Origin of the sequence: Kribbella amoyensis (assembly GCF_007828865.1) — a bacterium.
GTDB classification, from domain to species: domain Bacteria; phylum Actinomycetota; class Actinomycetes; order Propionibacteriales; family Kribbellaceae; genus Kribbella; species Kribbella amoyensis.
Genome location: NZ_VIVK01000001.1, coordinates 4,875,625 through 4,901,488, shown reverse-complemented (window position 1 = coordinate 4,901,488; position 25,864 = coordinate 4,875,625). Strand labels below are relative to the sequence as shown.

The following is a 25,864-nucleotide window of genomic DNA, read 5'->3' as shown; positions in this document are numbered from 1 at the left end:
ATGCGGCAGGCACTGCGTGGGCTGACCACCAGAGGCCGGGCGTTCGTGGCGGCCGGGATCACCGCGTCGTTGTGCGCGCTGCTGCTCGGCCAGAAGGACCTGTTGCGGGTCGGCATCCTGCTGGTCGCCCTCCCGGTGGTGGCCGCGTTGGTGGTCGGCCGGACCAGACTGCGTCTGCAGGTACGTCGCAGCCTGGCGCCCGACCAGGTACCGGTCGGCACCCAGGCCACGGTCGAGCTCGCGCTGAGCAACGAGGGCCGGATGCCGGCCGGGTTGCTCCTGCTCGAGGACCGGATCCCGTACGTGCTCGGGCACCGGCCGCGGTTCGTGGTGGACCGGGTCAGCCCGAACTGGAAGCGCACGGTCACGTACCCGGTCAAGTCGGACGTGCGCGGGTTGTTCCAGGTCGGCCCCTTGATGCTGACCGTGGCGGACCCGTTCGGTCTGGTCGAGACCAGCCGCACGTTCACCCGGAGCCAGCACCTGCTGGTGACGCCGAAGGTGCACCGGCTGCCCGAGGTACGGCTCGGTTCCGACCGGGCCGGCTCGGGTGAGAACCGGCCGCGCGCGATCGCCGCGGCCGGCGAGGAGGACGCGACCGTCCGCGAGTACCGCGACGGCGACGACCTCCGCCGGGTGCACTGGCGGTCGACCGCCAGGCGTGGCTCGCTGATGGTGCGCCGGGAGGAACAGCCCTGGCAGAGCCGGTGCGCGATCTTCCTCGACGCGCGGACCGTGTCGCACCACGGGCACGGACCGTCGTCCAGCCTCGAGTGGGCGGTCAGCGCGGCCGCGTCGATCGGCGCCGACCGCATCCGCCGCGGGTACGTGACCACTCTCCTCGGCGGACCGACGACGCTGTCCGCGATCAGCCACCGCAGTTCGGCCGCGATCCACCAGCCGCTCACGAACCAGACGCTGCTCACCGAGTGCGCGACGGTGGAGGAGCACAAGTACGCCGAGATCGGTCCGCTGCTGACGGTGGACCGCAACGCGCAGGAGCCGAGTCTCGCGATCGCCATCCTCGGTGCGTGCGGGACCGACGACGTGATGGCGCTGAACCGGTGGCGGACGGGTCAGGCGACCGGGGTCGCGCTGTTGCTGGACGCGACCAGCTGGGCGGTCGGCGCCGAAGGGACCGAGAAGGCGGCCCGGCTGACAGCGGCCACGGACGCCACCGAGCAGGAGCTGCGGCGCAACGGCTGGCGGGTCGCCAGGGCGCGTCGCGGTGACCACCTGCCCACCGTGTGGTCCAGCCTCGGACTGCGGAGCGGAAGGATCGCATGACCGGCCACGTCAGGATCTCCCTCGCCGCCTGGGCGGCCACCGTGCTGGGCTCACTGGTGCTCGCCCCGGTGTTCTCCGGCCCGTTCCTCTTCATCAGTGCGTTCCTCTGCGCCGCGGTGACCGGCACCGGCATCCTGCTGCAGAATCTGCGCGCCCCCCGGTTCGTCGTACCGATCGTGCAGCTCGTCGTCCTGATCGAGCTGCTCTCGCTGTTCTTTCTCTCCGAGACGCTGAAGTTCGGGATCGTGCCGTGGACGGACACGGCACTCGCGTTCAACCAGCAGATGGTCGACGCGCTGGACGCGATCAACCGCTTCAGCGCACCGCTGCCGCCGGACGAACACCTGACGCTCTTCGCCGCATCCGTCATCGCGGCGACCGGGCTGCTGATCCATCTGATCGCGGTCCAGCTCCGGCAGGCCGCGTGGGCCGGGCTGCTGCTGCTCACCATGTACACCGTGCCGGCCGCGACCGTGCACGGCGGACTGCCCGCGCTCCTCTTCATCCCGCCGGCCGTCGGGTACATCGTGCTGCTGGCGGCCGAGGGCCGGACCAGGCTGAGCCGCTGGGGCCGGCGGATCTCCGGGGTCTCGCACCTGGACGCGGCCGAGCCGATCGAGGCGTCCGCGCTCGGTCAGGCGGGCCGCCGGATCGGTCTCAGTGTGGTCGCGCTGGCCGCGGTGCTGCCGGCCTTGCTGCCCGCGTTGCCGGAGGGTGTCGTGGGCAACGGTCTGGCCGGTGGCGGGTCCGGGTCCGGGATCGGTGCGTCGATCTCCTCGGCGAACCCGATGCTGGACATGGGCAAGAACCTGAAGCGCGGCGACAACGTGACCGCGCTGACGTACACCGGCGGACCGCCCGGCGGCATGTACCTGCGGCTCACCGCGCTCGACATGTTCGACGGCCGGACCTGGCAGCTGTCGCCGCGTCCCGAGGGCCGCAAGATCACCAACGACGACCTGACCCCGCCCCCGGGGTACACGGGTGACCTGAGCAAGGTGCAGAGCAGCAAGGTGAAGGTCGAGGTGACCCGGAACTTCCGGTCCCAGTTCGCGCCCGCGCCGTACCCGTTGCGCAACATCTCGCTGAAGGACCAGTGGCAGTTCGACCCGGGCGCGCTCGACGTGGTGTCCCGGAACGGTCGCGGCGTCGCCGGCAAGGACTACACGCTGCACTTCTACGAGCTGAACCCGACGCCCGAGCAACTGCGGGACACGATCCCGTCGGCCGAGCCGGACCAGTACACCAGCGAGGTGCCGCGGAGCACCCCGGAGCGGATCAAGGCGCTCGCCGCCGAGGTGACGGCCGATGCCAAGGGCAACCGGTTCGGCCAGGCCGTACTGCTGCAGAACTGGTTCCGCAACGGCGACTTCACGTACAGCACCGACACCGACAGCACGAGCGGGATGCGGGCGCTGAACGCGTTCCTGTTCGAGAACAAGACCGGGTACTGCGAGCAGTTCGCGACCGGGATGGCGCTGATGGCCCGGACGCTCGGGATCCCGGCGCGGGTCGGGATCGGGTTCCTCCCCGGGCAGGCCGGCAAGAACGGCCAGCACATCGTCCGGATGCACGACATGCACGCGTGGCCGGAGCTGTACTTCACCGGGATCGGCTGGATCCGGTTCGAGCCCACCCCGTCGGCGCGGGTCGCGTCCACGCCGAGCTGGACCGAGCAGGCGGCGCCGTCCCCGACCTCGCCGACCTCCGGTCCCAGCACCGCGCCGACGACGCCGACCCAGTCCGAGGAGCCGGACATCAGCCGGCCGAACCAGGACCGCAACCTGCCGGACGACAACGGCGTCGCGGTCGTCGACCCGGGGAACTGGTTCACCAACGGCGGCAACAAGATCATCGCCGGAGCGGCGGCCGTCCTCATCCTGCTGTCGATCCCCTGGCTGGTCCGCGCCCTGACCCGGCGTAAGCGGTTCGCCCGCGAACCAGGGCGGCTCGGCGTCGAGGGACTGTGGGCGGAGATCCGCGACACCGCCCGGGACCTGCGGCTGGACTGGTCGGACAGTTCGACGCCACGGCAGCTCGGTGACTGGCTGGACGAGCGGCTCCCCGAGGATGTCCGGCCGCAGGCTCGCCGGCTCGCGCGCGGGCTGGAGGCGGTGCGGTACGCCGGGTTGGCGGATGACAGCTCGATTGATCTGCGGTCCGAGGCGCGCGACGTCCACAAGGCGTTGTGGAGCCAGGCGAAGGTGCTGGCCCGGATCCGGGCGACGGTGTTGCCGCCGTCGTGGCGGTGGTACCTCAACCGGGGCAGCGCCGAGGCGACGGATCTGCTGGACGACTTCGATCTGTTGCTCGCGCGGTTGCGTTCGACACTGCTCCCCCGATCCCGCCGAGGCGAAGCGAACTAGGTCATTTTGAAAGGCTCCGGTCCCCCGCTGGTTCGCGGGAGACCGGAGCCTTTCTGCTGGCCCTGTGCTCTTGGGTCTGTTGGTGCTGTGCTCCTCGGTCAGCGACGGACGCGGCGACGGACCGGGTGCTCCGGCAGGCCACTCGCCGTCGGGTCCAGGTCGATGGTGCGCGCGTCCGCGGACACTTCTTCGCTGTACTCCTCGCTCGGACCGCCCTCGACGACGGTGCGCTCGACGGCCGTCTCTTCGGCGACCGGCTGCTCGGCAACGCGCTGCTCGGCGGCACGTTGCTCGGTGGCGGGTTGCTCAACGGCAGGTTTGTCGGTGACCGGTCGTTCGGTGACGGGCGTCTGCTTCGGCTCCACCGGACGCGTCTCGGTGGCGAGGTCGTCCTCGACGATGCGGTACTCCTCCTCGACGGCGGGATCGATCGCGCTGTTCCGAACCCGGCGCTTGGCGTTGGTGAGGTGGTACGACAACCAGATCCCCGCGGCACCGGCCAGCATGATCACCACTCCCACCACGGTCAGGTTGACTGTGCTGGACGTGTCCCGGATTCCGAAGGCGAGAATCGCCCCAGCGGCAATCAGGAAGATGCCAACCCCGATACTCATGCGCGGCTCCTAACCAGCTCTGCGTGAGACCTTCCGGTACCCACAGCCACCACGCCGACACCCCCAACGGCAGCGGGCACCGGTTCAGCTGGGGTGTCGGCGTGCCGTTCACCTCAGGCCGCGCGGAATCCGATCAGGGCCAGCGGCGGCCCGCACGCGGTCCGCGGGGAAACCAGAACCACACCCGGCGCGGGGCGCGGGTGTGGTTCGGAGTGACTCGAAGTCGGCCTAGGGCGCGCTCAGAGGTCTTCGTCGCGACGACGACGCCAGCGGTCTTCCATCCGCTCCATGAAGCTCCCGGAGGAGTCGTGTTTGGTCCGGTGCCGCTTGGTCGGCGGCGGCGGAGGGGCGGGCGCGTCGTCGCCATCACCCGCGTGGCTGATCCGCTTCATGCTCAGCGCCGCGATGTACAGGCAGGCGACCATCACCACGAAGCCGATGACTCCGATGATGGTGTTCGGGATGATCGCGCCGGCCATCAGGATGCCGATGCCCAGCACGAATCCAACGCCGGCAAGAACTGCCCGGCGCTTGTAGTACAAGCGCACATTGGTCCCTCGCATGGCGGAGACGAACTTCGGGTCTTCCGCAGCGAGGGCTCGTTCGAGCTGCTCGAACTGGCGCTGCTCTTCTTCCGAGAGGGGCACCGTCGATCCCTCCATGGTGAGCGCGATCTCGATAGGCCGAGTCCAGTCTAGGACGCGGGTGCGGTCCACGAAACCCTGACCGCCTGTCCCGCGCGTCACGGTCCCACAACTCCGCGCTGTAATCATGCGCCCTGCACCCCCGATCCCCCAAGAGCCCCGCCTGAAAGAACCGAAATCGGCCGCTTCGGAGCGGTGGATCCGGGCCCGCGTCCGGGAACCACGCACGCACTGTGACAACAGGACTTTGCAGCACCTGTGAGCGATCCCACAGGTCGGTGCGCCCGAACCGACCCGCGGATCCGCGACCACGGAGGGCCGAGGATCCGGGCGTCAGCGAGTGGCGAGGATGTGGAGCTGGGTGGCGATGGCGCGGAACGCCGGGTGCTCGCTGGCGGCGCGTTCCAGCTCGGCGAGCGCCTCCCCCGCGCGCGGCTCGGAATCCACGAACGCGGCCGGCACCAGGTCGGCGAACGTCCGGACCCCGTGCACTGTCCGCACGTCGAACCCGGCCTCGGCCAGCTCACCGGTGATCCCCGCCTCGTCGAAACGCCGCGGCATCGGGTCGGCCGCCCCCCAGCGACCCTCGGGGTCCTGCAGTGCGACCCTCGCCTCGGCCAGGTGCCCGGCCAGGGCCCTCGCCAGGACCACCGCGTTGCGCTGAGCAACCAAGAGGCTGAGCACACCACCCTCCCGCAGGACCGACGCCATCGCGAGCAACGCCTGCGCGGGATCGTCGACGACCTCGAGCACGCCGTGGCACAGGACCGCGTCCGCGGTGGCCTTCCCCGCGAGCCCAGGCAGCTCAGCAGCGTCACCCTGGACGCCGCGAACCAGCTCGCTGACCCCTTCGTCCCGGGCCCGCCGCTCCAGCGAAGCCAGCGCGTCCGGACTCGGGTCGACCACGGTCACCCGATGCCCCTCGACCGCCAACGGCACCGCGAATCCGCCGGTCCCACCGCCGAGGTCGACGATGTCCAGCCCGCCGGCCGGATCGGTCTGCGCCCGACCGGCCAGAGCCACCCGCAACGCCTCCGCGACCAGCGCGGTACGCACCGATCGGCGTCGTCGGTCGACCATCCTGAGTGCCCTCCTCGCCTCCAGAACCCTGCAGCCCACACCCTACTTCCCCACCACTCCCACACACCGAGCCGCCACCAGGCACCAGGTACCCGGTGGCGACTCAGGGTGCGCTGGACCGTCACCAGCGTGGACATCGAAGGCGGAGTGGGGATGCAGGTGCACGACGACTTGCTCTACCCGTGTCCGTCCAACCCGTTCGCGACGGTCTGCGCCGATGCCGGCGGCAAGCGCCAGGCGTACTGCGGCTGGGAGATCTTCACCGGCGTCGACCGTGGCGGCGCCGTGGGCTACTCGGCTGTGTCCAACGTGGGGTCGGTGACCGTGGCGATCAGTTGGGCGAGGGTGACGCTGGGGGCTTCCACCGGGTTCTCGGTGGACGGGTCGAGGCCGGCGAAGGTGCCGGGGTCGGCCAGGCGCGCGTCGCCTTCTACCGTGGCGACGGCCAGTTGGCCGTCGGGGCGGACGTAGCCGGCCCAATAGGCCTGCTTGCCTCGGGTGCCTACGCGGACCTGCTGGCCGGCAGCCGTTGTGGTGACCCAGCAGGCGGTGAACTCGGAGCGGTCGTCCATCAGGCCACAGGTGTCGGCGCGGGGGTGGGGGATTCCGTTGCCATTCGGGGGCTCGTGGGCGGATTTCGGGATGACCGCGATGGCGGCCCAGCCGAGGCCGCCGGTCTCCGACCAGTCCGATCGGGCTCCTGCAGAGCCGGTGCGGCCGCAAGGCCCGGTGTCCGTGGGAATGACCGCAGTGCTCGAGCGTCCGACCAGGTGCTGGCGGTTCGGGTCGGCGTGCGAGGCGAAGACATCCAGGTGGTTCGACGGGGGCGGCAGCGGACGCCCGGGCGCCCCTGCGGGTGGCACGAACTTGCTCGCAGGACACGTGTACTTCGGCCCGCCCGGCGTCGGCTGGACGACGTAGCTCCCGTCCGGCCGGAACTCGATGCTCGCCCCGGGCGGGACCAGGCTGTGCTGGACCGTCGCCTGGTTCTGCCCGGACCCAGCCGGGTCCGTCGTACCACCTAGGTGCGCGGTGGCCAGGCTCCCACCCGTGGCGACCAGCGCAACAGCGCAAGCGCTGCCGGCTCCGACAAGAGCCCGGCGCCGGCGCAACCGCCGGCGACCACGCAGAAGGTCAGCAGTCGGATCGGTAGACAGCGAATCGGTCCACGCCGTACTGCGGGCCAGTTGCTCGTGCAAGTCGTTCTCGTTCATGAGGCGTCCTCCATCAGTTCCGCGAGTCGGGAGTCGGCCAACTGACCCCTGAGGTTCTGCAGGGCCTTCGAGCACTGGCTCTTCACCGTGCCGGCGGTGATGCCCAGGTCGGCGGCGGCTTCCTCGACGGAAAGACCCAGCCAGTAGCGCAGGATGATGACCCGCCGCTGGCCAACCGCCAGCGTGCTCAGTGCCGCCATCAGCTCGTCGCGGTCCTCCAGCCCGAGCCCCTCGTCCATCGGCCGCTCCGGCAACTCGCCGGACGTCTGCTCGCGCCGCCAGGGCCGTCGGCTGGCGTCGATCCCGGCGTTGACCAGGATCCGCCGGACGTAGGCGTCGGCGCCGTCTGCGCGCCGGACCCGCGGCCAGGCGACGTAGAGCTTGGCCAGTGCTGTCTGGACCAGGTCCTCGGCCTGGTGCCGGTCCCCGCAGAGCAGGTAGGCGGTGCCCACCAGCCGCGACCGGCGGGTCGCGACGTACTCGGAGAACTCCTGGTCCCGCCGCTGTTTCCCCAGCATCTGCGCGTCCCGTCGTCGCCGGATCAGTTGACGATCACAAGTACGGGACCCGGTCCCAACAGGTTGCCTCGGCCAGGGGGTCGTGTCGGCCCCTGGGCGGCGGGATGCCGAATCGGCAACCTTAGATTTCCTCCGGCCCGGCCCGGCAGTTGGAGAGTTCGTGATGCCGCGCCGGCCGTTCAGGCCCGCTGCGCGACGGTCAGCTGGCCTGCATCCAGGGCTGGGCCAGGACGGACTGAGGGTCGGAGGCTTCCGGCAGGACGGGTTGGGCGGTGAGGCGAAGGCTGGACTCGACCAGCTCGTAGAAAGTCTCCACGGCGCGGATCAGGTCGTCGGCCTCCCGGGTCGTGACTGCTCGCTCGAGGCCGGCCTCGGCGGCAGCGCGCCGAGACGCACCGGCGGCGAAGAACGTCGCCCACTCGCCGAACTCGGGCGCCACCTCGGACAGCAGCACCCAGGCGTTGCGCTGGACCCGGCGACGAGCACCGGAGCGCACCGGACGGGCGCGGACGGCGAGCACCGCGGCGGCCACCCGGAGGGCGGCCACGTGGGCGCTCGAGTACTTGATGAGGTGGTCGTCGGTCTCCCGGGCCTCGGCGAGCGCGTGGCGGGCGCGGGACAGATCGCGGCGGGCCGCGGGCGCGGCTGCCGGGGACACCGGTGAGACTGTCATCGGTCGGTCACCCTCTCCAGTTGCCAGCGGCCGGAGTCCGGGTCGTGGGCGAGGTCGAACACCTCGCGCCGCCCCTGCCGGCCGCAGCCTGCTTCCACTCGGTAGACCGCACGCTGCGGTCCCCACTTTTCGTCCAACACCCCGACGGCCGCGGATGATCCCGCCACCGCCGTCGCGGTCGCCGCGCCGACGCCGGAGCCGATCACCCCGCGCTCCCACCAGGCGGCGGTCTCCACCCAGTACGACTGCACGGAGCAGACTCGCCAGAGCCGGCCGCGCCACAGGAACTGCGCCGGAGCCTCGACGCCGTTCACGACGCCCGAACGCACCTCGACAACCTCGTCGAACTCCCACATGCTCCATCGCCTCCTGTGCCCGAACTTCCCCTGGTCGACGGCCCGGCGGGTGGACGCGAGGTGGGGGTCGAGGTCCACCTCGGCGCCCGGCCCACCGGGACCGCCTGAGACCGATGCGGCCGCAACTCCGCACCGGGACCGAACAGTCGTCCTGATCGCTCCGGACCGGCCTCCCGACGAAACCGGCAGCGACTCAATCGAACATCTGTTCGAACACTGAAAGCGTAGCCGCGCCCGCCGACAAACGTCAACGGGCCGTAAGCCCGGCGCGTCCCCGTCCGGCCGCTTCCCCGGCCAGACTGATACCAGCACCGAATCGGCGGAGCAGGAGCGAGGGAGCAGCAGCATGGCGAAACCCGGTCGTCGAACGCTCGTGGTGAGCTTCGTTGCCCTGGCAGCGGTAGGAGCGGCCGTGGCGCTGCCGCTCTTCCAGCCGTGGCGGATCTTCACCGACAAAGTCGTCGACGAGGCGCTGCCCGGCGCTGCTCCGATCTCCATGCCCTCATCCTCACCGGCGGCACCGACAGTTTCCGGCGATCCGTCCGGAACCCCGAGCCGTCGCCCGTCCGCGAGCACCTCGGCCAAGCCGGCCACGCCGAGTACGGAAGCAGGGGGTCGGCTGATCAGTCACGAACACGAGACCACCGGGTCCGTCGCGATCGTGCGGCTCCCTGACGGCTCACGGATCCTGCGCCTGCAGGATCTCGACACGTCCGACGGCCCCGACCTCGAGGTCTGGCTGAGCGACGCCGCGGTCCGGCCGGGCCGGGCGGGCTGGCACGTCTTCGACGACGGCGAGTACCGCAGCCTCGGCCAGCTGAAAGGCAACAAGGGCAACCAGAACTACGTCATCCCCGCGGACGTCGACCTGACGGACTTCCGCAGCGTGTCCATCTGGTGCAACCGGTTCAACGTCTCGTTCGGAGCCGCCGAGCTCGTCGCATCCTGAGGAAAACCCCACCCAGGGCTACGGAAAACCGGATGTTGTGGGGTCTCGGCCCGAACTACTGTCGCCGGTATGACGACCTTCACTTCGGCCAGAGACCTCGGGGCCGGCTTCCATGCCGAGGTGATCCGCCCGCTGCTCGGCGACGTGCCGTATGCCGCCGGGCTGGTCGGTTGGGGGTCCGATGTCCTCGGCTACGACACGGCCCGGTCGACGGACCACGGGTGGGGTCCGCGGCTGCACGTCTTCGTGGACGCCGACGAGGTCGAGCGGGTGCGGAAGCGAATCGACGACAACCTCCCCGATCTTTACCAGGGCCACCCGATCCGCTTCGGGTGGGACACCCAGACACCGATCCACCACATCACCGTCACGACGATGGCCGACTGGTTGACCGGGCACCTCGGCTTCGACGCCACCCAAGGGATCAGGACGCAGGACTGGCTGATCACGCCGCAGCAGATGCTGCTCGGCGTGACCTCGGGCGCGGTGTACGCGGATGACGGGCGGCTCGCGCCGGTTCGCGAGGCGCTCCGGTGGTATCCGGACGACGTCTGGCTGTGGATGCTGGCGTGCCAGTGGTCCCGGATCGGGCAGGAGGAGCCGTTCGTCCAACGCACGGACGAGGTGGGCGATCACCTGGGTTCGCGGGTCCTGGCGGCTCGGTTGGCCCGGGACGTGATGCGGCTGGCGCTGTTGATGGATCGCGCGTACGCGCCGTACTCGAAATGGCTGGGGACGGCCTTCGCAAGGCTCGACCATCCGGACGGGCTGGATCGGAGGCTGGCCGAGGTGCTCGCCGCGGACGAGTTGGCGGATCGCGAGCGCGCGCTGGTCGGGGCGTACGAGGTGATGGCGCGGCGGCACAACGCGTTGGGGATCACGGCGGCGGTGGATCCTTCGGCGCGGCAGTTCCACGAGCGGCCGGCGACGGTGCTCGGGGCGGAGCGGTTCGTGGCGGCGTGCCTGGAACGGGTCCGGGATCCGCGGCTGCAAGAGCTGGAGCTGGTGGGGTCGGTCGACCAGTTCGCGGACAACACTGATTTGCTGACTACGACCGCTGCGTACCGGCGGTTGATCGGGATCTACGAGAAATAGGGTTACGACGTGAGCACACATCCCAACGTCCAGCGGGTGGCCGACGCCTTGGCGGCGGCCGGGGCCACCGGTGAGATCCGGATCCTCGACGAGGCCGTCCCGACCGCGGCCGCCGCGGCGGCGGAGCTCGGCTGCGAGGTCGGGGCGATCGCGAACAGCCTGATCTTCGACGGGGACGGTGAGCCGGTCCTCATCCTGACGTCGGGCGCGCATCGGGTCGACACCCAGAAGCTGGCGGCCGAGCTCGGGATCGGGAAGTTGCGCAGGGCAACTCCGGAGTTCGTCAAGCAGCACACCGGGCAGTCGATCGGCGGCGTGGCACCGGTCGGGCACCCGGCGCCGGTGCGGACGCTGGTGGACACGGCCCTCGAGCAGTACGACGAGGTGTGGGCGGCCGGTGGGATCCCGCACTCGATCTTCCCGACGACCTACCAGGAACTCCTCGACCTCACCTACGGGACCCCGGTCGTCGTCAGGTGATGCGGCTGTCGTCGACCGAGCCCGTGGCCGTCGGGTCGGCGAGGAGCCTTGGAATCGCGGTGTGCAGGTAGGTGCGGGTGAGGTGTGCTCGCCGCGCACGCCACCGCGGCGAGTAGGCAGCGAGCGATCGTGGAGTGAATCCAGCGCTCCACCCGGTTCCACCGGGCCGCTCGCGCTCACGGCCGCGGAAGAACTGCTGCGGGTCGACCTGCTCGGACGCGGTGCCGTAGCGGCGGTGGTGGATGTCCGCGACCACCTCTTCGGGCGCGCCCAGCTCAGGGAGCAGGGCGAGGGCTTCTCGTTTGGTGATGAGGGTGCCCGATTGCAGCGTCCGCGTCGCTCGGGCGTACGTGATGAGCGAGAGGTCCACCCAGATGTCGCGGTACCACGGGAGCCGTTTGGTGGTGACCGGGTGCCAGAAGGTCCCGAGGTCCGCGCGGATGAACGCCGCCAGGTCCTCGTCGGACGTTGCCGGCAGCAACTCACTCGGTGGCGGGCCCGAGAGTGACCGGTCGGCCAGGGTGAGTTCGCGGCGGGCGACCAGGCCGACCGGGCGGTCGAAGTACCGGCGCTGGGCGAAGGTCGGGTGCCGGAGTGAGGGGTCGGCCAGCGCGTTCACCGGGACGTACGTGCAGTGGAGCCGCGGGCCCACCGGCGACGAGCGCATCAGCCGCCGGTGGAACTTCGCCAGCGCCGAGGGGTCCGGGATCGGCCCGTCGGTCAAGCAGACCAGGTCGAGGTCGCTCCGCGCGGGGACGAAGTCGCCGAGCGCCAGCGAACCGTGGACCCAGATCGCGACCACCGGGACCACGTCCACCACCGAGGCGACGAAGCCGTCCAGCAAGGTCCGTACAGCTTCGTCGGTCATGGCCTCAGACTAGCCGCAGGCTCACAGTCGCGAAGGAGTGCGGCGGCAAGTTCACCCGCAGACCACGCGGATCCTCGGTCACGTCCAACTCCGAGGGGACGACGGCCGCCGGTTCGGCGAAGGTGTTGTGCGCGTGCAACTTCGGCGCGGCCAGGATCCGGCCCACCGACGACGCGAGTCCGGCACCCCGCAGATCGAGGACGACGTCCAACGCCGACGTCGGATCCAGGTTCGTCAGCGAGACGAGCCCAGCACCGTCCTTGACGCTCGCCGAGGCCGAGACGAGTTCCAGGTCCTTCCCATCCACCGAGTACGCCGCGGGCCGGTCGACCACGTGGACCGGGACCGAGGTGGCGTCGTGGTGCCCCTTGTTCATCTCGAACACGTGGTACGTCGGGGTGAGGACCAGGCCACCGGTCTCATCGGTCAGCAGCATCGCCTGGAGGACGTTCACCGTCTGCGCGATGTTCGCCATCACCAGTCGCTCGGCATGCCGGTGGAACACGTCGAAGTGCAGCGACGCGACCAGCGCATCCCGGAGCGCGTTCTGCTGGTACAGGAAGCCCGGGTTCGTCCCCGCCTCCACATCCCACCACGTGCCCCACTCGTCGAGCACCAGGCCGACCTTGCGCTGCGGGTCGTACGCGTCCATCACCGCGGAATGGCCGGCGATCACGCGCTCGACGTCCTGCGCCTTGAGCATCGTCCGGTAGTAGTCGTCGACGTCGAACGAGGTCGCGCTGCCCTTGTGCGCCCACGGCCCCGGCACCGTGTAGTAGTGGAACGAGACCGCCTGGAAGATGTTCCGTGGCTCCTTGCCACAGCCGAGACAGCTGATCACCTTCATCAGCGCCTCGGTCCAGGCCAGGTCGTCGTCCGCCGCGCCGGCCGCGATCCGGTACAACTTGTTGTCGCCGTGGTCCTTGAGGAAGGTCGCGTACCGGGTGGCGAGGTCGGCGTACGCGTCGGCGCGGAGGTTGCCGCCACAGCCCCAGGCCTCGTTACCGATCCCCCAGAACGGCACCGTCCACGGTTCGTCCCGGCCGTTCTCGCGCCGGAGCCGGACCATCGGGCTGTCGCCGTCGCGGGTCAGGTACTCGACCCACTCGCTCATCTCCTGGACCGTGCCGCTGCCGACGTTGCCGTTCACGTACGGCTCGGCGCCGAGCAGCTCGCACAACGCCATGAACTCGTGCGTACCGAAGTGGTTGTTCTCCTCGACGTCACCCCAGTGCGTGTTGATCATGCCGGGCCGCTGCTCCTTCGGCCCGATGCCGTCCTTCCAGTGATACTCGTCCGCGAAGCAGCCGCCCGGCCAGCGCAGGTTCGGGATGTTCAGCGCCCGCAGTGCCTCCACCACGTCGAGCCGGAGCCCCGCCTCGTGCGGCAGCTCGGACGACTCGCCGACGTAGAAGCCGCCGTACACGCACCGGCCGAGGTGCTCGGCGAAGTGACCGTAGAGGTGACGGCTGATGGTCGGGCCGGGCACGTCCAGGTCGATCACGACACGGGCGCTGGGGGTGGACTCCGTGGTCAAGAGGGATCTCCTTCGAGGGATCGTCGTAGGTCCAGGGCGACGGGTTCGTCGCGGTCACAAACAAGCTGGTCGCCGTCGGCACGCAGCACGGCGACATGCACGTCGGTCAACCGACCCGGATCGGCAACCACCGGATCCGGTACAGCGCGGTGGGCGAAGTAGAAGACCCACCCGACCTCGCCCCCACCGGGCTCCGTCCCGACCACCACGTCGGCGTGATGACCGAAGCCCTGGTCGAGCGGATGGGTCCCAGGCGCCGCGAGAATCAGGCCGCTCCGCTCCCACCGGGTCAGGTCGTCGGACCGATGAACGGCCTGTCCGCGCCACTCGTCGGTGATCATCCAGTAGTACCTACCCAACCGGAACACGTTCGGCCCTTCGTGCGGCGCCCCTGTGATCACCGGCACCGGTTTCGACCACTCGGACAGGTCAGCGGAGTCCACCGACCACGTGGTCGACCCCCGCGCCTCGTCCTTGTACCAGAGCCGCCAACCACCCGACGGCAACCGATGAACGCAAGCGTCGATCACCCGGTCGGACTCCAGCGGCAGCGCCCCCTCGTACCGCCAGGTCAGCAGGTCGGTCGACGAGTGGTGCAGGATCGACCGCGGATGACCCTCCCACCGATCCGGCACACCCGGGACGTAGCTGGTGAAGATGTGGAACCGCCCGTCGGCGCTGACCACCTCCGGCGCCCACAACGTGTTCCGGCCCGGCCGTGGATCGAGGCCTTCGGCAACACCTTCGTACGCCCAGGTGAGCCCGCCGTCGGGCGACGTGGCGATCCCGATGTCGGTGCCGTGGACCCACCGCACTCCCCCGTCCGGCTCGGCAGCGCGGCGCTGGGTGTAGAACATCCACCACCGCCCGTCCGGTCCCGCGATCAGGGTCGGGTCGGTCGGTGCCCGGTGCAACGGATCCGTGTACAGCGGGGACGGTGCCCGCCTCACGACTTCACGCTGCCGGCCAGGAGCCCGCTGACGATGTGCCGCTGGGTCAGGATGAAGAAGACCACCATCGGCACCAGCACCAGCACGCTCATCGTCATGAACGCCGGCCAGTCCGTGGTGAACTCCCCCACCGAGTTGTAGACCTGCAGCACCAGCGTGCGTTTCTCCGGTGAGCTCAGGAACACGTTCGGGGTGATGAAGTCGTTCCAGATCCACATCGTCTGGAACACCCCGACGGTGACCAGGATCGGCCGGATCAGCGGCAGCACGATCCGCCAGTAGATCTGGAACGGCCCGGCCCCGTCGATCCGGGCCGCCTCGATGATCTCGAACGGCAGCCGGCTGATGTACCCCTGGATCAGGAAGTAGCAGAAGATCGCGCCGCCGGTGTAGATCACCACCAGCCCGCGCAACGTGTCCACCAGCTCGACGTCGACCAGCATCCGGTACAGCGGGATCAGCGTCGACTGGCCCGGCACGATGAACCCGAGCAGCAGCACCGCCCCGAAGATCCGGTTGAACCGGCTCATCCGCATCGCCATCGCGTACGCGGCCGTGGACCCGACGAACAGCTGGGTCAGGATCGACGCCGCCGTCACCAGGAACGTGTTCAGGAAGCTCTGCCCGAGCGGCACGGTCTCGAAGATGTGCCGGTAGTTGTCCAGGAAGATCCCGGTCGGCAGCGCGAGCGGCGACGCCGTCATCTCCGCCTGCGTCTTGAAGGTGTTCACCACGATGTAGTAGAGCGGGACGCCGACCACAGCGGCCAGCGCGAGCATCACCACACTCGTGAGCGGGGACCGTCGTTGCTTCACAGCACCCTCCGTTCGATCCGCCGCGACACCCACAACTGGGCCACGGCCACCAGGCCCACCGCGAACGTGAACAGCACCGCCAGCGCCGACGCCAGCCCGTACCGGCCCTGGGCCACGCCGCTGGTGATGATCGACTGCGTGATCGTGTACGTCGAGTATCCGGGCCCGCCCTTGGTCAGCGTGAACGGCAGGTCGAACACCTTCAGCCCGCCCGTCATCAGCAGGAAGTTGCTGATCACGATCGCCGGGGTGAGCAGCGGCAAGGTGATGTGCACGAACTGCTGCCGCGCCGAGGCGCCGTCGATCGTGGCCACCTCGTAGTAGTCCGCCGGAATCGACTGCAGGTACGCGAGGTACAGCACCGCGTGCCAGCCCATTCCGCCCCAGACGGCCACCACGATCACCGACAACCGGGCCAGCGTCGCGTCCGACAACCACGGGTACGGCCCGGCCCCGAACAGGCTGTCCAGGACCGAGTTCAGCACGCCCGAACCGAGCGGGGACAGGATGTACCCCCAGACCAGGCCGAGGATCGCGATACTCGGGACGGCCGGGAAGAAGAACACCGAGCGGACCAGGTTCCGGGCGAAGAACTTCTTGTTCAGCACCACGGCCAGCGGGATCGCGAACGCGGTGATGAGGACCGCGGTCCCGATCGTGTAGGCCAGCGTGAAGCCGAGCCCGGCCAGCATCGACGGATCGGTCAGCACCTTGCCGTAGTTGCTCAGGCCCACGAACTTCGCGTCGGCCGAGTACCCGCTGAAGTCGGTCAGGCTCCAGTAGAACGTCTGGGTCAGCGGCACCACCAGGAGCACCACGAACACCAGCGCGACCGGCACCAGGAAGAGCTGGTTCGCCGACACCTCGCGCGCCCGGGACCAGCTGAACCGCCTGGTCGCCTCCGTGGCCGTCGGCGCACCGGCCGTCGGCACGGAGGCGAGAAGGCGACCCGTCACGACGTGCTCGCCAACTTGGTGTCGAGGGCAGCGGCGACCTGCTCGGGCGTGGCCTTGCCCTGGACCAGCAGCTGCAACTGCGCGGTGGCCTCGACGTTGAGGATGTCCTCGGCCCGCTTCCAGGCGATCTGCGGCAGGTACACGTTGCCCGCCCGCACGTCGGACACGATCGGCGTCAGCGCCTCGTCCAGTTGCGGCTGGAAGTCCTTGGTCACGGTGATCGCGCCGGTCGCCTTCTGGTACAGCGCCATCGCCTCGGGCGTGTCCAGGAACGCGAGGAACTTCTCCGCGGCCTCCTTGTTCTTCGCCTTCGCGTTGATCGCGTACCCCGGGCTGGCCGCGCCGGCCAGGTACGGCTTGCCGCCGGCGATCCCCGGGATCGGCGCCATCGCGATCTTCAGCTTCGGCGCCTCCTTGCGCACGCCCGGCACGTCCCACGGCCCGGCCACAATCATCGCGGTCCGGCCGTTGCTGAACTCGGTCCGGACCTGATCACCGGTCAGGCCCGTCACGCTCCGGGTCACCAGGCCCTCCTGCCACAGCCGGGACCACTGCGTCAGCGGCTCGACCCAGTAGTCGGTGAACTTCGCCGACCCGTCGAAGATCTTGCTGTCCATCTGGTTCCCGGCCGCCGCGTTCTGGGCACCGAGGAAGGCGGCCAGCGGCGTCGACATCGCCTGTACCGACTCCAGGTACGGCGTGATCCCGGCGTCCTTCAGCTTCTTGCAGAGGGCAAGGAACTCGTCCCAGGTCTTCGGCACCGAGGTCGCGCCGACCTTGGCCAGCAGGTCCTGGTTGTAGAGCACCCCGGCACCCCAGGACGCGACCGACAGACCGTAGACGGCGCCGTCCGGCCCGGAGTACGTGGTCTTGTTGAAGTCGGGCACGTTGGCCAGGAACGGCTTGTCCTTCAGGTCCACGACGTGCTTGCCGTTGATCAGGTTGGTCTTGTTCTCGGCCGCGATCACGAACACGTCGGCCGCCGTCCCGGACAGGATCCGCGACTGCAGCGTGGAGATGTACTCCGCGACCGGCGGGGCGTTGGAGAACTCGACCTTGACGCCCGGGTTCTGCTCCTCGAACTTCGCGATCACCGGCCGCATCGTCTCCTCGTTGTCCCAGGAGAAGAACGTCAGCTTGCCGTCACCACCACCGCTGCCACCACTGCCGCCGCAACCGGCCAGCATCACCAGGGCCGTCAAGGCGGCCAGGATCGAGCGCAGTTTCATCGCATCTCCCAGGGGTTCGAAGGGGAACTAGGTCGTGTCTGGTGATCCCGCGCCGTAGGCGGGGACTGCCCGACGCGGCCTAAGGTGAGGTCATGAAGAAGCCGTCCAGCGTCGTGACGATGGCCGACGTGGCGCGGTCGGCGGGGGTGTCGACGATGACGGTGTCGAACGTCATCAACGGCCGGCCGCGGGTCGGCGCCGAGACCCGCGAACGGGTACTGGCGGCGATCACCGAGCTCGGGTACCAGATCAACCTGGCCGCCCGGCACCTGCGGGCCGGCCGGACCGGCGTGGTCGGGCTCGCCGTCCCCGAGCTGGAGCGGCCGTACTTCGCCCAGTTGGCCGCGCGGCTGGCGGACCGGTTCGAGCGGCACGGACTGCGGATCGTGGTCGAGCGGACGAAGGCCAGCCGGCAGGGCGAGCTCGACGCGGTCGCGTTCTCCCGGCTCCGGATGTACGACGGGCTGATCCTCAGCGTGGTCGACCTGGATCCGGCCGAACTGGCCCAGGTCGGCACCGAGTCGCCGGTGGTCGTGATCGGCGAACGGGTGACGCCGTCGCGGTTCGACCACGTGATGATGGACAACGTCGACGGCGCCCGGCAGGCCACCGCGCACCTGCTCGCCACCGGGTCCCGCCGGATCGCCCTGCTCGGCGGCACCCCCGGCACGGAGGCGACGAGCATGCCGACCCTGCGGGCCCAGGGTTGGGCCGAGGCCCATGCGGCGGCCGGTGTCCCGACCGACTCGCGGCTCGTCGTCCCCTCGTCCTTCCGGCTCGAGGACGGGTACGAGGACGTGAAGTCCCTGCTGGAGCGCGGGATCGGCTTCGACGGCGTGTTCGCACTGACCGACGTCGTCGCGATCGGCGCGCTGCGAGCCCTGGCCGACGCCGGGCTGAGTGTGCCCGGTGACGTCCAGGTGGTCGGCTTCGACGACGTCGACGAGTCCCGCTACCTGGTCCCCTCGCTCACCTCGGTGAACCCGGGCCACGACGCGATGGCCGACGCCATCGTCGATCTGCTGCTGCGCCAGATGGGCGACGCGCAGCCCACCGAGCCGCACGAGCACGTCGTCCCCGCCCGCCTGGTGGCGCGGGAGACGACCAGGCCGCTCCAGGCCTGACAGCGCGGGCTTCCTCATCGCGAGCACCTCCTCGACGGCGATTCGTTGCGATGAGGTATATCGATAAACCTCCTGCGCGGCAAGACCTCACGGCGAACGAAAACAGCGGGCCGCCCAGCCCCACGGCTGGACGACCCGCTGTGACGAACGGGTGGACGAACGACTACACGGCCGGTCGAAGATCCACGTCGGCGGCCCGGACGTACGCCATCCGGTGGCCGAACCAGATCTGGTAGTACCGGTCCTTGCCGAGTACCTGGACGTGGTCCGTCGGCGGCTCCCCGGCGAACGTGGTCGCCCGGTAGTAGTCGGTCTCGATGGACGCGTCCCCGACCGGGTACGCCTGGCCCGCGCCGATCGAGTACTGCAGCGGCGTCACCGTCTGGTACGGGATCCCCGCCGGGTACGCGGCCTGCTCCGGGTACGCGCGGCCGTACACCGGCACCGTGGTCCTGCCCGCCTTGGGCTTCACCACCAGCCCCGGCTTGGCGAACGCGTCCGGCGCCGCGGCCGGGCTCTTGAACCACGCCAGCGCACCGAGGTACCAGACCGCGACCCAGTCACCCTGGCGCTGCGCCACCACGTACTGCGAACCGGCGGCCGCGCGGGCGCCGATGTCGGACACCTGCGTGGTCGAGGCGGACGCGCCGGGCCGCAGACCGATGTCCTTCACCAGCGGAGCCGCGTCGTCCGGGCCCTGCCGGAGGTACACGAAGTTGGTGCCCTGCGGGGTGCAGGTGGTCCCGGCGCCGGTGCAGCCGGTCACGACCTGCGCGTTGTCGGCGAACCCGGGCTTGATCGTGACGATCGAGCCGACCTTCACCGGGAAGACGTTGTGCCCCCAGATCGGCGCGCCGAGCAGGTCGAAGTAGTGCTCCCAGTCCCAGTACGGTCCCGGGTCCCAGTGCATCCCGGCGACGGTGGTCGGCAGCGTGCCCGGGACCTGGTCGTGGCCGATGATGTGGGCCCGGTCCAGCGGGATGTCGTTCTTCTGCGCGAGATAGCGGACCAGCCGGGCCGAGTTCCGGTAGAGCGCCTCGGTGTACCAGGTGGCGCCCTGGGCCGCGAAGCCCTCGTGCTCGATCCCGATGCTGTGCATGTTCACGTACCAGTTGCCGGCGTGCCAGGCGACGTCGTCGGCCTTGACGTGCTGCCAGGTGTGGCCGTCGGACGAGCGCATCGTGTACTGCCAGCTCACGTACGTCGGGTCCTGCACCAGGTTGAGGGTGCCTTGCCAGCCGCCCTCGGTGTCGTGGATGACGATGTAGTCGATCTTGCCGGTCTTCGGCCGGTTCGCCAGGTCGTGGTTGCCGTAGTCGCCGCCCCCGGTCTCCTGGTACGGCGCCGGCAGCGACTCACACGCGAGGGCGGCCGGGCACTCGACGCCGGCCGCGCCCTTCTGCTGGGCCACCCCGGCAGACAGCTTCAGCCGGGCGACCTGGTCCTTCGCCGGGTTCACCCGCTGGGCCGGCATCGCGACCTGCTGGCCGACGTTCGTGGTCCGGGCCGCGCCGCGGGCGAGGATGGCGTACACGTCGTCGGCGAAGGCCGACGCGCCGGTGCGGTTCGACGAGCCGGAGTACGCCGCGACCGCGCCGTACCAGTCGGCCGGCGAGGTCTCGCTCCCGACCGGGAGACCGAGCTCCTTCTGGTACGAGGCGAGCACGGCGGCGCCACCGGCCACGTTGGCCGAGGCGTCGTTGCGCAGGGCGGCCGGGTCCAGGCCGGTCAGGTCGGATGCCTTGTAGAGCGTGCGGAGCGAGTCGCCCTTCGCGAGCTTCTGCCCGGCGGACCGCTCGACCAGCGCGCTCGGCTCGACCGCGGTCAGGTGCATCGGGCCGTAGCCGCCGGATGTGCTCGACTGGCCCTGATGGTCGTCCCACCGGGTCTCCGCGTAGGAGACGGCCAGCAGGACGGACTCCGGTACGCCGTACTGCTGGGCGGCGGCCTGGAACGCGGCGGCCAGCCCGGGCGACGGTGTGGACGCCACCGCTGCCGGGGGGCCGCCGGACGACACGCCGGTCACGGCCATCGGCAGCGCTACCGCTGCCAGTGCGGCGAGAATCTTCGGACGACGACGCATGTTCGCTTCTCCCTGATCTGGAGTGCCAGTTACTCAGACTGGCAGCCCGTTCACTGTGGGTCGCGGCGCGGAGGATGTCAACGCTTAACCAAAAGTCGGGCCGGTCGGTTCGATTCTGACTACCTCCAGGCCCGGATACTGGCGGCAGGCGTGGTCCACGGGGGCCGCGACAGAAGGTGATGGAGCAGGACGATGGAAGCGTTGCCGTTGGCGTTCACGACGGGCTGGGCGAGCGGCATCAACGCGTACGCCTGTGTCCTCGTCCTCGGTCTGCTCGGCCGGTTCGCCGGGGCCGACGACGTCCCGGTCGCACTGACCGGCAACGGCGTCCTGATCGGGGCCGGTGTGTTGTTCGCCTTCGAGTTCGTGGCCGACAAGATCCCGTACGTCGACTCCGCGTGGGACACGATCTCCACCTTGATCCGGCCGACCGTCGGCGCGATCATCGCGGCCCTGATGTCCGGCCAGGCGAGCACCCTCGAGCAGGCCTTCATCGCCACCACCGGCGGCCTGGTCGCGTTGCTGTCGCACCTGGTGAAGTCGAGTCTGCGGCTGGCGATCAACACCTCCCCCGAACCGGTCACCAACATCGCGGCGTCCTCCGGCGAGGACGTGGCCGTGCTCGGTGTCGTCTCGCTCGCCGCCGTGAACCCGACCGCGGCGCTGATCGTGGCCGGGGTCCTGCTGCTGATCGGCCTGGTCGCCGTCTACTTCGCCTTCCGCGCGATCAAGCGCGGGATGGCCCGTTTCCGTGCCTGGCGAGAACGCCGGCGCGCCCCGCTGACAGGGAGCAGTGCCGTCTGATGGCCCGCGTGATCGTGATCGGGGCCGGCCTCGCCGGGCTCGCGAGTTCCGTCCGGCTGGCCAAGCTCGGCCACCAGGTGACCCTGTGCGAGGCCGAGGACCGGCTCGGCGGGGCCCTCGGCCGGATCGAGGCCGACGGCTTCAGCTGGGACGCGGGCGCGGCCAGTACGACGTTGCCGGCCGCGCTGCGGGACCTGTTCCGCAAGTCCGGCCGGCCGATGGAGTCGCTGGTCCAGCTCGACCCGATCACCGAGCCGCGCCGGCATCTGTTCGGCGACGGGTCGATCCTGGACCTTCCGGTCGGCGACCGCGGCGCGCAGCAGGAGGCGTGGACCGACCTGGCCGGTGAGCCGGTCGCGAAGGCGTGGACCGACCTGGTCGACGGATACGGCGAGACCTGGCAGATCCTGCGCAAGACTTCGCTCGAACCGCCGCTGACGGACCGCTGGTCGCTGGCGGCGATCCGCGGACTCAAACCGTGGCAGTCGCTCGACCGCGTCGCCGAGCGGCGGCTGCCCGACGACCGGGCCCGCGCGGTCCTGCGGTACTTCGCGACCCAGCACGGTTCGGAGCCACGGCTGACCCCGGGGTACGTCGGGGTGTGGTCGTACCTCGAACGCACCTTCGGCCGGTGGACCGTGGCCGGCGGCTTCGGCGCGATCGCGGACGCACTCGCGCAACGGACCAAGGAGCGCAAGGTCGACGTCCGGACCGGGACCGAGGTGGTCGGGATCGACACCTCCGGCGGCCAGGTCACCGGCGTCCGCCTCGCCGACGGCGGCACGCTGCCGGCCGACGTCGTGGTCAGCGACGTCGATCCACGGGTGCTCTACACCCAGCTGATCACCGACCCGGCCGCGAAGAAGCTGCGGAAGACGGTCGAACGCACTCACCAGGCGCAGGCGGCGTACGTGGTCCACCTCGGCCTGCGGGAGCCGGTACCGAGCCTGCCGTTCGAGACCGTGCTGCACGGCTCGCCGACGGTGACCGTGCGGACCGGCGGCCAGGCGCCTGCGGGCCACCAGGCCTGGTCGGTCCTCGTGCACGGGTACCCGACCGACGACGTCCTCGATCTGCTGGTCGCACGCGGACTGCACGTCCGCGACCTGGTCGTCACCCGGCAGACGTCCGCGTCCTGGCTGGCCGGCGTCGCCTGGGAGGGGTACCGCACCGCCCGCCGACGCGCCGCGAACGTCTCCCCGGTCAAGGGCCTGTACTGCGTGGGCGCGGGCGCTCATCCGGGCTCGGGGGTCCCGGCGACCACGCTCGGTGCCGCGATCGTCGCGGACGCGATCGGCAAGGCCTGACCATCCGCGACCGCCGAGGCCGGACCGGACTGGGGTCCGGACGACGGCCGCACTAAGATTGACCGTTCATGTGTTCCGTGTCGGGGAAGTCGCCCGGCAGTAGAGAGGACCCCGGTGGATCAATCCCCCACGTCACCCGATCTCGAAACCGTCGAGCGGGCTGAGCTGGAGGCCGAGCAACAGCACGTCGATCGGGTCTACGACCGGGTCGCGGAAGCCGCCCGATCGGCGTCCCGGATCGCGGTCGAGGGCCACCAACGCGGCCAGGCGCAGAACGTCGGCCGGGTCCGCGAAGAGGAGCAGACCGGCCTCTACGAGCGCGACGTCCTGGTGTTCGCGGCGGCCCGGCGGATCGCGGAGCTGGACGCCGAGCACGAGGGCCTGGTCTTCGGCCGGCTCGACTCCGACGGCGGCGACGACAAGCCCGCGGCCGAGCAGGCCACCGACCTGGAGAAGCTGTACGTCGGCCGGATCGGCGTCCGCGACGCGGAGTACGAGCCGCTGGTGATCGACTGGCGGGCCCCGGCCGCGGAGCCGTTCTACCGGGCCACGGCCGCGGACCGGCTGGGTGTCGTCCGCCGCCGCGTCCTGCGCAACAAGGGGGCCCGCATCATCGGGATCGAGGACGACCTCCTCGCGCCGGAGCGCGCCCCGGAGGATCTGCCGGTGATGGGTGAGGGCGCGTTGATGGCGTCACTGTCACGGGCTCGCGGACACACGATGCGCGACATCGTCGCCACCATCCAGGCCGAGCAGGACAAGGCGATCCGGGCCCCTGCCCGCGGTGTCACGATCATCGGCGGCGGTCCCGGGACCGGGAAGACCGTGGTCGCGCTGCACCGCGCCGCGTACCTGCTGTACAGCGACCGCCGCCGGTTCGAACGCGGTGGCGTCCTGGTGGTCGGACCGTCGGCCGCCTTCATGGCCTACATCGAGCGCGTCCTGCCCAGCCTCGGCGAGAACACCGTGTCCCTGCGGGCCGTCGGCGAGCTCGTCGACGGGGTCCGGGCGACCGCGGTCGACGAGGCGGAAGTTGCCGCGATCAAGGGTTCGCTGCGGATGCGGACCGTGCTGTCGAAGGCCGCCCGGGACCGGGTACCGGGGGCACCGACGACGCTGCGGCTGTTCGTCGGCGGGACGACGATCGAGCTGGACGCGAACCAGCTCGACAACGTCCGCCGCAACGCCCTCCGCCGGACGCCGCGGAACAGGGCCGCCGCCGAAGCGCGGAAGGGCCTGGTCGGCGCCCTCTGGCAGCGGTTCCCCGAGGACCTGCGGAACGGCGTGTACGCGGATCGCGAGTCCTTCGGCGACGTGGTCTCCGACCTGCCGGCGTACCGGTCCTTCCTGGCGTCGTGGTGGCCGATCCTCACCCCGCAGGCGGTACTGCGCTGGCTGGGTGACGCGCGCCGGTTGTCCCGGTGGACGCGGACCGACTTCACCCCGGCCGAGGTGGACGCGCTGGCCGCGGCGATCCGCGGGACGGACGAGTTCACCGTCGCCGATGTCGCGTTGCTGGACGAGCTGGTCCACCAGCTCGGCCGGCCGCCGGTCACCGAGCAGGGCAAGGACGAGGAGTTCGACTGGCTCGAGGGCCTGTCCGACGGGGTGAACGAGGTGCTCACCACGTCGGAGCGACGGGCCCGGGCCGCCGCGGCCGCCGACGCGGACGAGCCGGAGGAGTACGCGCACGTCCTCGTCGACGAGGCGCAGGACCTCTCCCCCATGCAGTGGCGGATGGTGACGCGGCGTGGTCCGCAGGCGAGCTGGACGATCGTCGGCGACCCGGCGCAGAGCTCGTGGCCGGACCCGGACGAGGCGCGGCAGGCGATGGAGTCGATGCTGTCGCACCTACAGCGGCACACGTTCCGGCTGTCCACGAACTACCGGAACTCGGCCGAGATCTACGCCTTCGCCGGCGAGGTGATCCGGCGGCAGATCCCGGACGCGGACCTGCCCGACGCGGTCCGGCAGACCGGCGTCGAGCCGGAGCACCGGGTCTTCGACGCCGGCAAGGTGGCCGAGGCCGCCGCCGACGCGGCGGGCGAGCTGCTCAGGCTGGTCGAGGGCACCGTCGGCGTCATCGTCCCGCCGAAGCTCCGCCCGTCGATCGACCCGGCGCTGGCCGACCTCGGCGACCCACGCGTGGTCGCGGTCAGCCCGCTGGACTCCAAGGGCCTCGAGTACGACGCGGTCGTGGTGGTCGAACCCGACCGCATCGTCAGCGACACCCTGGGCGGCGTCCGCGCGCTCTACGTGGTGCTGACCCGGGCGACCCAGCGCATGATCACCGTCAACAGCACCACCAACTGGCTCCCTTAACCGCGGGGCACCGTGTAGCTGACCAGGTCGCAGTCGTTGGCGGCCAGGTCGGCCCAGCGGGACTGGTGGTGGAGGACAGCGAGGCCGGTGGTCGGGTACTTGCGGGTGAGCTCGACGCGTTCGGGGCTGGTGCCGTCGAGGGCCAGCTCGTCGGCGAGCCACGGCACGCCCGGACCGTGGCCGACCAGGATCACCGTGCGCGCCTCGGCGGGTGCCTCGTGGATGACGGCGAGCAGCTCGTCGCTGTCGGCGTTGTAGATCCGCCGGTCGTACCAGACGTCCGCGGCGGTCGCGCCGCCCTCGGCGGCGTACTTCCAGGTCTGCCGGGTCCGGGTCGACGGCGAGCACAGGACCAGGTCCGCTTCGATGCCTTGGGCAACGAGATACCGGCCGGCGGCGGCCGCGTCGGCGCGGCCGCGATCGGACAACGTGCGGTCCAGGTCGGGCATCGTCTCGGGCGGTACCGCCTTGGCGTGCCGGAGCAGGACGAGGGTGCGATCGATCAGCAGATCGGACGGGTCGGCCATCGCCTCACCATAGCCGCCCGGCACCGCCGACGGGCAGTACACACCGGGCGAGCCAGGCCGATCCGG

General features: G+C 70.4%; 24 protein-coding genes. 9 read left to right on the top strand and 15 right to left on the bottom strand.

Annotated features, from left to right (window positions below; genetic code table 11):
* Both FB561_RS22980 and FB561_RS22975 read left to right on the top strand, forming a co-directional pair.
* On the top strand, positions 1 to 1,287 hold the full coding sequence (locus FB561_RS22980; protein ID WP_145810063.1) for a DUF58 domain-containing protein: 1,287 nt from the start codon (positions 1 to 3) through the stop codon (positions 1,285 to 1,287).
* Positions 1,284 to 3,653, top strand: a complete 2,370-nt coding sequence (locus FB561_RS22975) for a transglutaminase TgpA family protein (protein WP_145810061.1) — start codon at positions 1,284 to 1,286, stop codon at positions 3,651 to 3,653. The genes FB561_RS22980 and FB561_RS22975 overlap by 4 nt, the downstream gene beginning before the upstream one ends.
* 98 nt (positions 3,654 to 3,751) lie before the next feature.
* Here FB561_RS22975 and FB561_RS38285 read toward each other — a convergent pair whose 3' ends face one another.
* From FB561_RS38285 to FB561_RS22940, 7 genes are all read right to left on the bottom strand, one after another.
* Positions 3,752 to 4,267 (bottom strand): DUF6458 family protein, encoded by a 516-nt coding sequence (locus tag FB561_RS38285; protein ID WP_202880717.1) that lies wholly within the window; start codon positions 4,265 to 4,267, stop codon positions 3,752 to 3,754.
* A gap of 239 nt (positions 4,268 to 4,506) precedes the next feature.
* Positions 4,507 to 4,983, bottom strand: a complete 477-nt coding sequence (locus tag FB561_RS22965; RefSeq protein ID WP_238334990.1) for a DUF3040 domain-containing protein — start codon at positions 4,981 to 4,983, stop codon at positions 4,507 to 4,509.
* A gap of 261 nt (positions 4,984 to 5,244) precedes the next feature.
* Positions 5,245 to 5,991, bottom strand: coding sequence for a class I SAM-dependent methyltransferase (locus FB561_RS22960; protein WP_145810056.1), 747 nt, complete (start codon positions 5,989 to 5,991; stop codon positions 5,245 to 5,247).
* Positions 5,992 to 6,281: 290 nt separating this feature from the next.
* Positions 6,282 to 7,205 carry a hypothetical protein gene (locus FB561_RS22955; protein ID WP_145810054.1) on the bottom strand — a complete coding sequence of 308 codons (924 nt, stop codon included), beginning with the start codon at positions 7,203 to 7,205 and terminating at the stop codon, positions 6,282 to 6,284.
* Positions 7,202 to 7,723 (bottom strand): SigE family RNA polymerase sigma factor, encoded by a 522-nt coding sequence (locus FB561_RS22950; RefSeq protein WP_145810052.1) that lies wholly within the window; start codon positions 7,721 to 7,723, stop codon positions 7,202 to 7,204. Before FB561_RS22950 ends, FB561_RS22955 begins: the two co-directional genes overlap by 4 nt.
* 199 nt (positions 7,724 to 7,922) lie before the next feature.
* A complete protein-coding gene (locus FB561_RS22945; protein WP_145810050.1) occupies positions 7,923 to 8,396 on the bottom strand; it encodes an SAV_6107 family HEPN domain-containing protein in 474 nt (157 codons plus the stop codon).
* Complete coding sequence (locus FB561_RS22940) at positions 8,393 to 8,752, bottom strand: DUF6504 family protein (RefSeq protein WP_145810048.1); 360 nt, start codon at positions 8,750 to 8,752, stop codon at positions 8,393 to 8,395. The genes FB561_RS22945 and FB561_RS22940 overlap by 4 nt, the downstream gene beginning before the upstream one ends.
* 346 nt (positions 8,753 to 9,098) lie before the next feature.
* Between FB561_RS22940 and FB561_RS22935 the strand changes: the two genes are divergently transcribed.
* The 3 genes from FB561_RS22935 (at position 9,099) to FB561_RS22925 (ending at position 11,276) form a co-directional block, all read left to right on the top strand.
* Complete coding sequence (locus tag FB561_RS22935) at positions 9,099 to 9,701, top strand: DM13 domain-containing protein (protein WP_145810046.1); 603 nt, start codon at positions 9,099 to 9,101, stop codon at positions 9,699 to 9,701.
* Positions 9,702 to 9,770: 69 nt separating this feature from the next.
* Positions 9,771 to 10,796: a DUF4037 domain-containing protein gene (locus tag FB561_RS22930; protein ID WP_145810043.1), complete on the top strand. Its 1,026-nt coding sequence runs from the start codon at positions 9,771 to 9,773 to the stop codon at positions 10,794 to 10,796.
* 9 nt (positions 10,797 to 10,805) lie between these two features.
* Positions 10,806 to 11,276 (top strand): YbaK/EbsC family protein, encoded by a 471-nt coding sequence (locus FB561_RS22925; RefSeq protein WP_145810040.1) that lies wholly within the window; start codon positions 10,806 to 10,808, stop codon positions 11,274 to 11,276.
* Here FB561_RS22925 and FB561_RS22920 read toward each other — a convergent pair.
* Genes FB561_RS22920 through FB561_RS22895 form a run of 6 tightly spaced genes read right to left on the bottom strand, consistent with a single transcriptional unit; the run spans position 11,269 to position 17,631 of the window.
* Positions 11,269 to 12,144, bottom strand: coding sequence for a nucleotidyltransferase domain-containing protein (locus FB561_RS22920; RefSeq protein ID WP_145810038.1), 876 nt, complete (start codon positions 12,142 to 12,144; stop codon positions 11,269 to 11,271). The genes FB561_RS22925 and FB561_RS22920 overlap by 8 nt on opposite strands.
* Positions 12,145 to 12,148: 4 nt before the next feature.
* Positions 12,149 to 13,681 carry an alpha-N-arabinofuranosidase gene (locus FB561_RS22915; RefSeq protein ID WP_145810036.1) on the bottom strand — a complete coding sequence of 511 codons (1,533 nt, stop codon included), beginning with the start codon at positions 13,679 to 13,681 and terminating at the stop codon, positions 12,149 to 12,151.
* On the bottom strand, positions 13,678 to 14,631 hold the full coding sequence (locus FB561_RS22910) for a glycoside hydrolase family protein (protein WP_145810034.1): 954 nt from the start codon (positions 14,629 to 14,631) through the stop codon (positions 13,678 to 13,680). Before FB561_RS22910 ends, FB561_RS22915 begins: the two co-directional genes overlap by 4 nt.
* A complete protein-coding gene (locus tag FB561_RS22905; protein WP_202880716.1) occupies positions 14,628 to 15,446 on the bottom strand; it encodes a carbohydrate ABC transporter permease in 819 nt (272 codons plus the stop codon). Before FB561_RS22905 ends, FB561_RS22910 begins: the two co-directional genes overlap by 4 nt.
* Positions 15,443 to 16,402, bottom strand: a complete 960-nt coding sequence (locus FB561_RS22900; protein ID WP_202880715.1) for a carbohydrate ABC transporter permease — start codon at positions 16,400 to 16,402, stop codon at positions 15,443 to 15,445. The genes FB561_RS22905 and FB561_RS22900 overlap by 4 nt, the downstream gene beginning before the upstream one ends.
* On the bottom strand, positions 16,399 to 17,631 hold the full coding sequence (locus tag FB561_RS22895; RefSeq protein WP_145810032.1) for an ABC transporter substrate-binding protein: 1,233 nt from the start codon (positions 17,629 to 17,631) through the stop codon (positions 16,399 to 16,401). Before FB561_RS22895 ends, FB561_RS22900 begins: the two co-directional genes overlap by 4 nt.
* Before the next feature lie 92 nt (positions 17,632 to 17,723).
* Here FB561_RS22895 and FB561_RS22890 point away from each other — a divergent pair, with 92 nt between their 5' ends.
* The gene (locus tag FB561_RS22890) at positions 17,724 to 18,755 is read left to right on the top strand and encodes a LacI family DNA-binding transcriptional regulator (protein WP_202880714.1); all 1,032 of its coding nucleotides are present in this window, start codon (positions 17,724 to 17,726) and stop codon (positions 18,753 to 18,755) included.
* A gap of 163 nt (positions 18,756 to 18,918) precedes the next feature.
* Here the strand turns inward: FB561_RS22890 and FB561_RS22885 are convergent, their stop codons facing one another.
* Positions 18,919 to 20,838 (bottom strand): N-acetylmuramoyl-L-alanine amidase, encoded by a 1,920-nt coding sequence (locus tag FB561_RS22885; protein WP_145810030.1) that lies wholly within the window; start codon positions 20,836 to 20,838, stop codon positions 18,919 to 18,921.
* A 192-nt stretch (positions 20,839 to 21,030) separates the two neighbouring features.
* Here FB561_RS22885 and FB561_RS22880 point away from each other — a divergent pair, with 192 nt between their 5' ends.
* The 3 genes from FB561_RS22880 (at position 21,031) to FB561_RS22870 (ending at position 25,271) form a co-directional block, all read left to right on the top strand.
* Positions 21,031 to 21,642, top strand: a complete 612-nt coding sequence (locus tag FB561_RS22880) for a DUF4126 domain-containing protein (protein WP_145810027.1) — start codon at positions 21,031 to 21,033, stop codon at positions 21,640 to 21,642.
* Positions 21,642 to 22,949 carry a phytoene desaturase family protein gene (locus tag FB561_RS22875; protein ID WP_145810024.1) on the top strand — a complete coding sequence of 436 codons (1,308 nt, stop codon included), beginning with the start codon at positions 21,642 to 21,644 and terminating at the stop codon, positions 22,947 to 22,949. The genes FB561_RS22880 and FB561_RS22875 overlap by 1 nt, the downstream gene beginning before the upstream one ends.
* A gap of 114 nt (positions 22,950 to 23,063) precedes the next feature.
* Entirely contained in the window at positions 23,064 to 25,271 is a 2,208-nt protein-coding gene (locus FB561_RS22870) for a HelD family protein (RefSeq protein ID WP_145810022.1), read from the top strand.
* On the opposite strand, the gene FB561_RS22865 is transcribed toward FB561_RS22870, so the two are convergent.
* Positions 25,268 to 25,798, bottom strand: a complete 531-nt coding sequence (locus FB561_RS22865) for a SixA phosphatase family protein (RefSeq protein ID WP_145810020.1) — start codon at positions 25,796 to 25,798, stop codon at positions 25,268 to 25,270. The two genes, FB561_RS22870 and FB561_RS22865, sit on opposite strands and share 4 nt — an antisense overlap.
* Between the last annotated feature and the right edge of the window lie 66 nt (positions 25,799 to 25,864).

Bases quoted from the DNA above. Each gene is read 5' to 3' on its own strand.
- FB561_RS22955 (WP_145810054.1), bottom strand. From the start codon at position 7,205: ATGAACGAGAACGACTTGCACGAGCAACTGGCCCGCAGTACGGCGTGG.
- FB561_RS22920 (WP_145810038.1), bottom strand. From the start codon at position 12,144: ATGACCGACGAAGCTGTACGGACCTTGCTGGACGGCTTCGTCGCCTCG.
- FB561_RS22950 (WP_145810052.1), bottom strand. From the start codon at position 7,723: ATGCTGGGGAAACAGCGGCGGGACCAGGAGTTCTCCGAGTACGTCGCG.
- FB561_RS22865 (WP_145810020.1), bottom strand. From the start codon at position 25,798: ATGGCCGACCCGTCCGATCTGCTGATCGATCGCACCCTCGTCCTGCTC.
- FB561_RS22960 (WP_145810056.1), bottom strand. From the start codon at position 5,991: ATGGTCGACCGACGACGCCGATCGGTGCGTACCGCGCTGGTCGCGGAG.
- FB561_RS38285 (WP_202880717.1), bottom strand. From the start codon at position 4,267: ATGAGTATCGGGGTTGGCATCTTCCTGATTGCCGCTGGGGCGATTCTC.
- FB561_RS22890 (WP_202880714.1), top strand. From the start codon at position 17,724: ATGAAGAAGCCGTCCAGCGTCGTGACGATGGCCGACGTGGCGCGGTCG.
- FB561_RS22980 (WP_145810063.1), top strand. From the start codon at position 1: ATGCGGCAGGCACTGCGTGGGCTGACCACCAGAGGCCGGGCGTTCGTG.
- FB561_RS22945 (WP_145810050.1), bottom strand. From the start codon at position 8,396: ATGACAGTCTCACCGGTGTCCCCGGCAGCCGCGCCCGCGGCCCGCCGC.
- FB561_RS22930 (WP_145810043.1), top strand. From the start codon at position 9,771: ATGACGACCTTCACTTCGGCCAGAGACCTCGGGGCCGGCTTCCATGCC.
- FB561_RS22875 (WP_145810024.1), top strand. From the start codon at position 21,642: ATGGCCCGCGTGATCGTGATCGGGGCCGGCCTCGCCGGGCTCGCGAGT.
- FB561_RS22935 (WP_145810046.1), top strand. From the start codon at position 9,099: ATGGCGAAACCCGGTCGTCGAACGCTCGTGGTGAGCTTCGTTGCCCTG.
- FB561_RS22975 (WP_145810061.1), top strand. From the start codon at position 1,284: ATGACCGGCCACGTCAGGATCTCCCTCGCCGCCTGGGCGGCCACCGTG.
- FB561_RS22885 (WP_145810030.1), bottom strand. From the start codon at position 20,838: ATGCGTCGTCGTCCGAAGATTCTCGCCGCACTGGCAGCGGTAGCGCTG.
- FB561_RS22940 (WP_145810048.1), bottom strand. From the start codon at position 8,752: ATGTGGGAGTTCGACGAGGTTGTCGAGGTGCGTTCGGGCGTCGTGAAC.
- FB561_RS22880 (WP_145810027.1), top strand. From the start codon at position 21,031: ATGGAAGCGTTGCCGTTGGCGTTCACGACGGGCTGGGCGAGCGGCATC.
- FB561_RS22895 (WP_145810032.1), bottom strand. From the start codon at position 17,631: ATGAAACTGCGCTCGATCCTGGCCGCCTTGACGGCCCTGGTGATGCTG.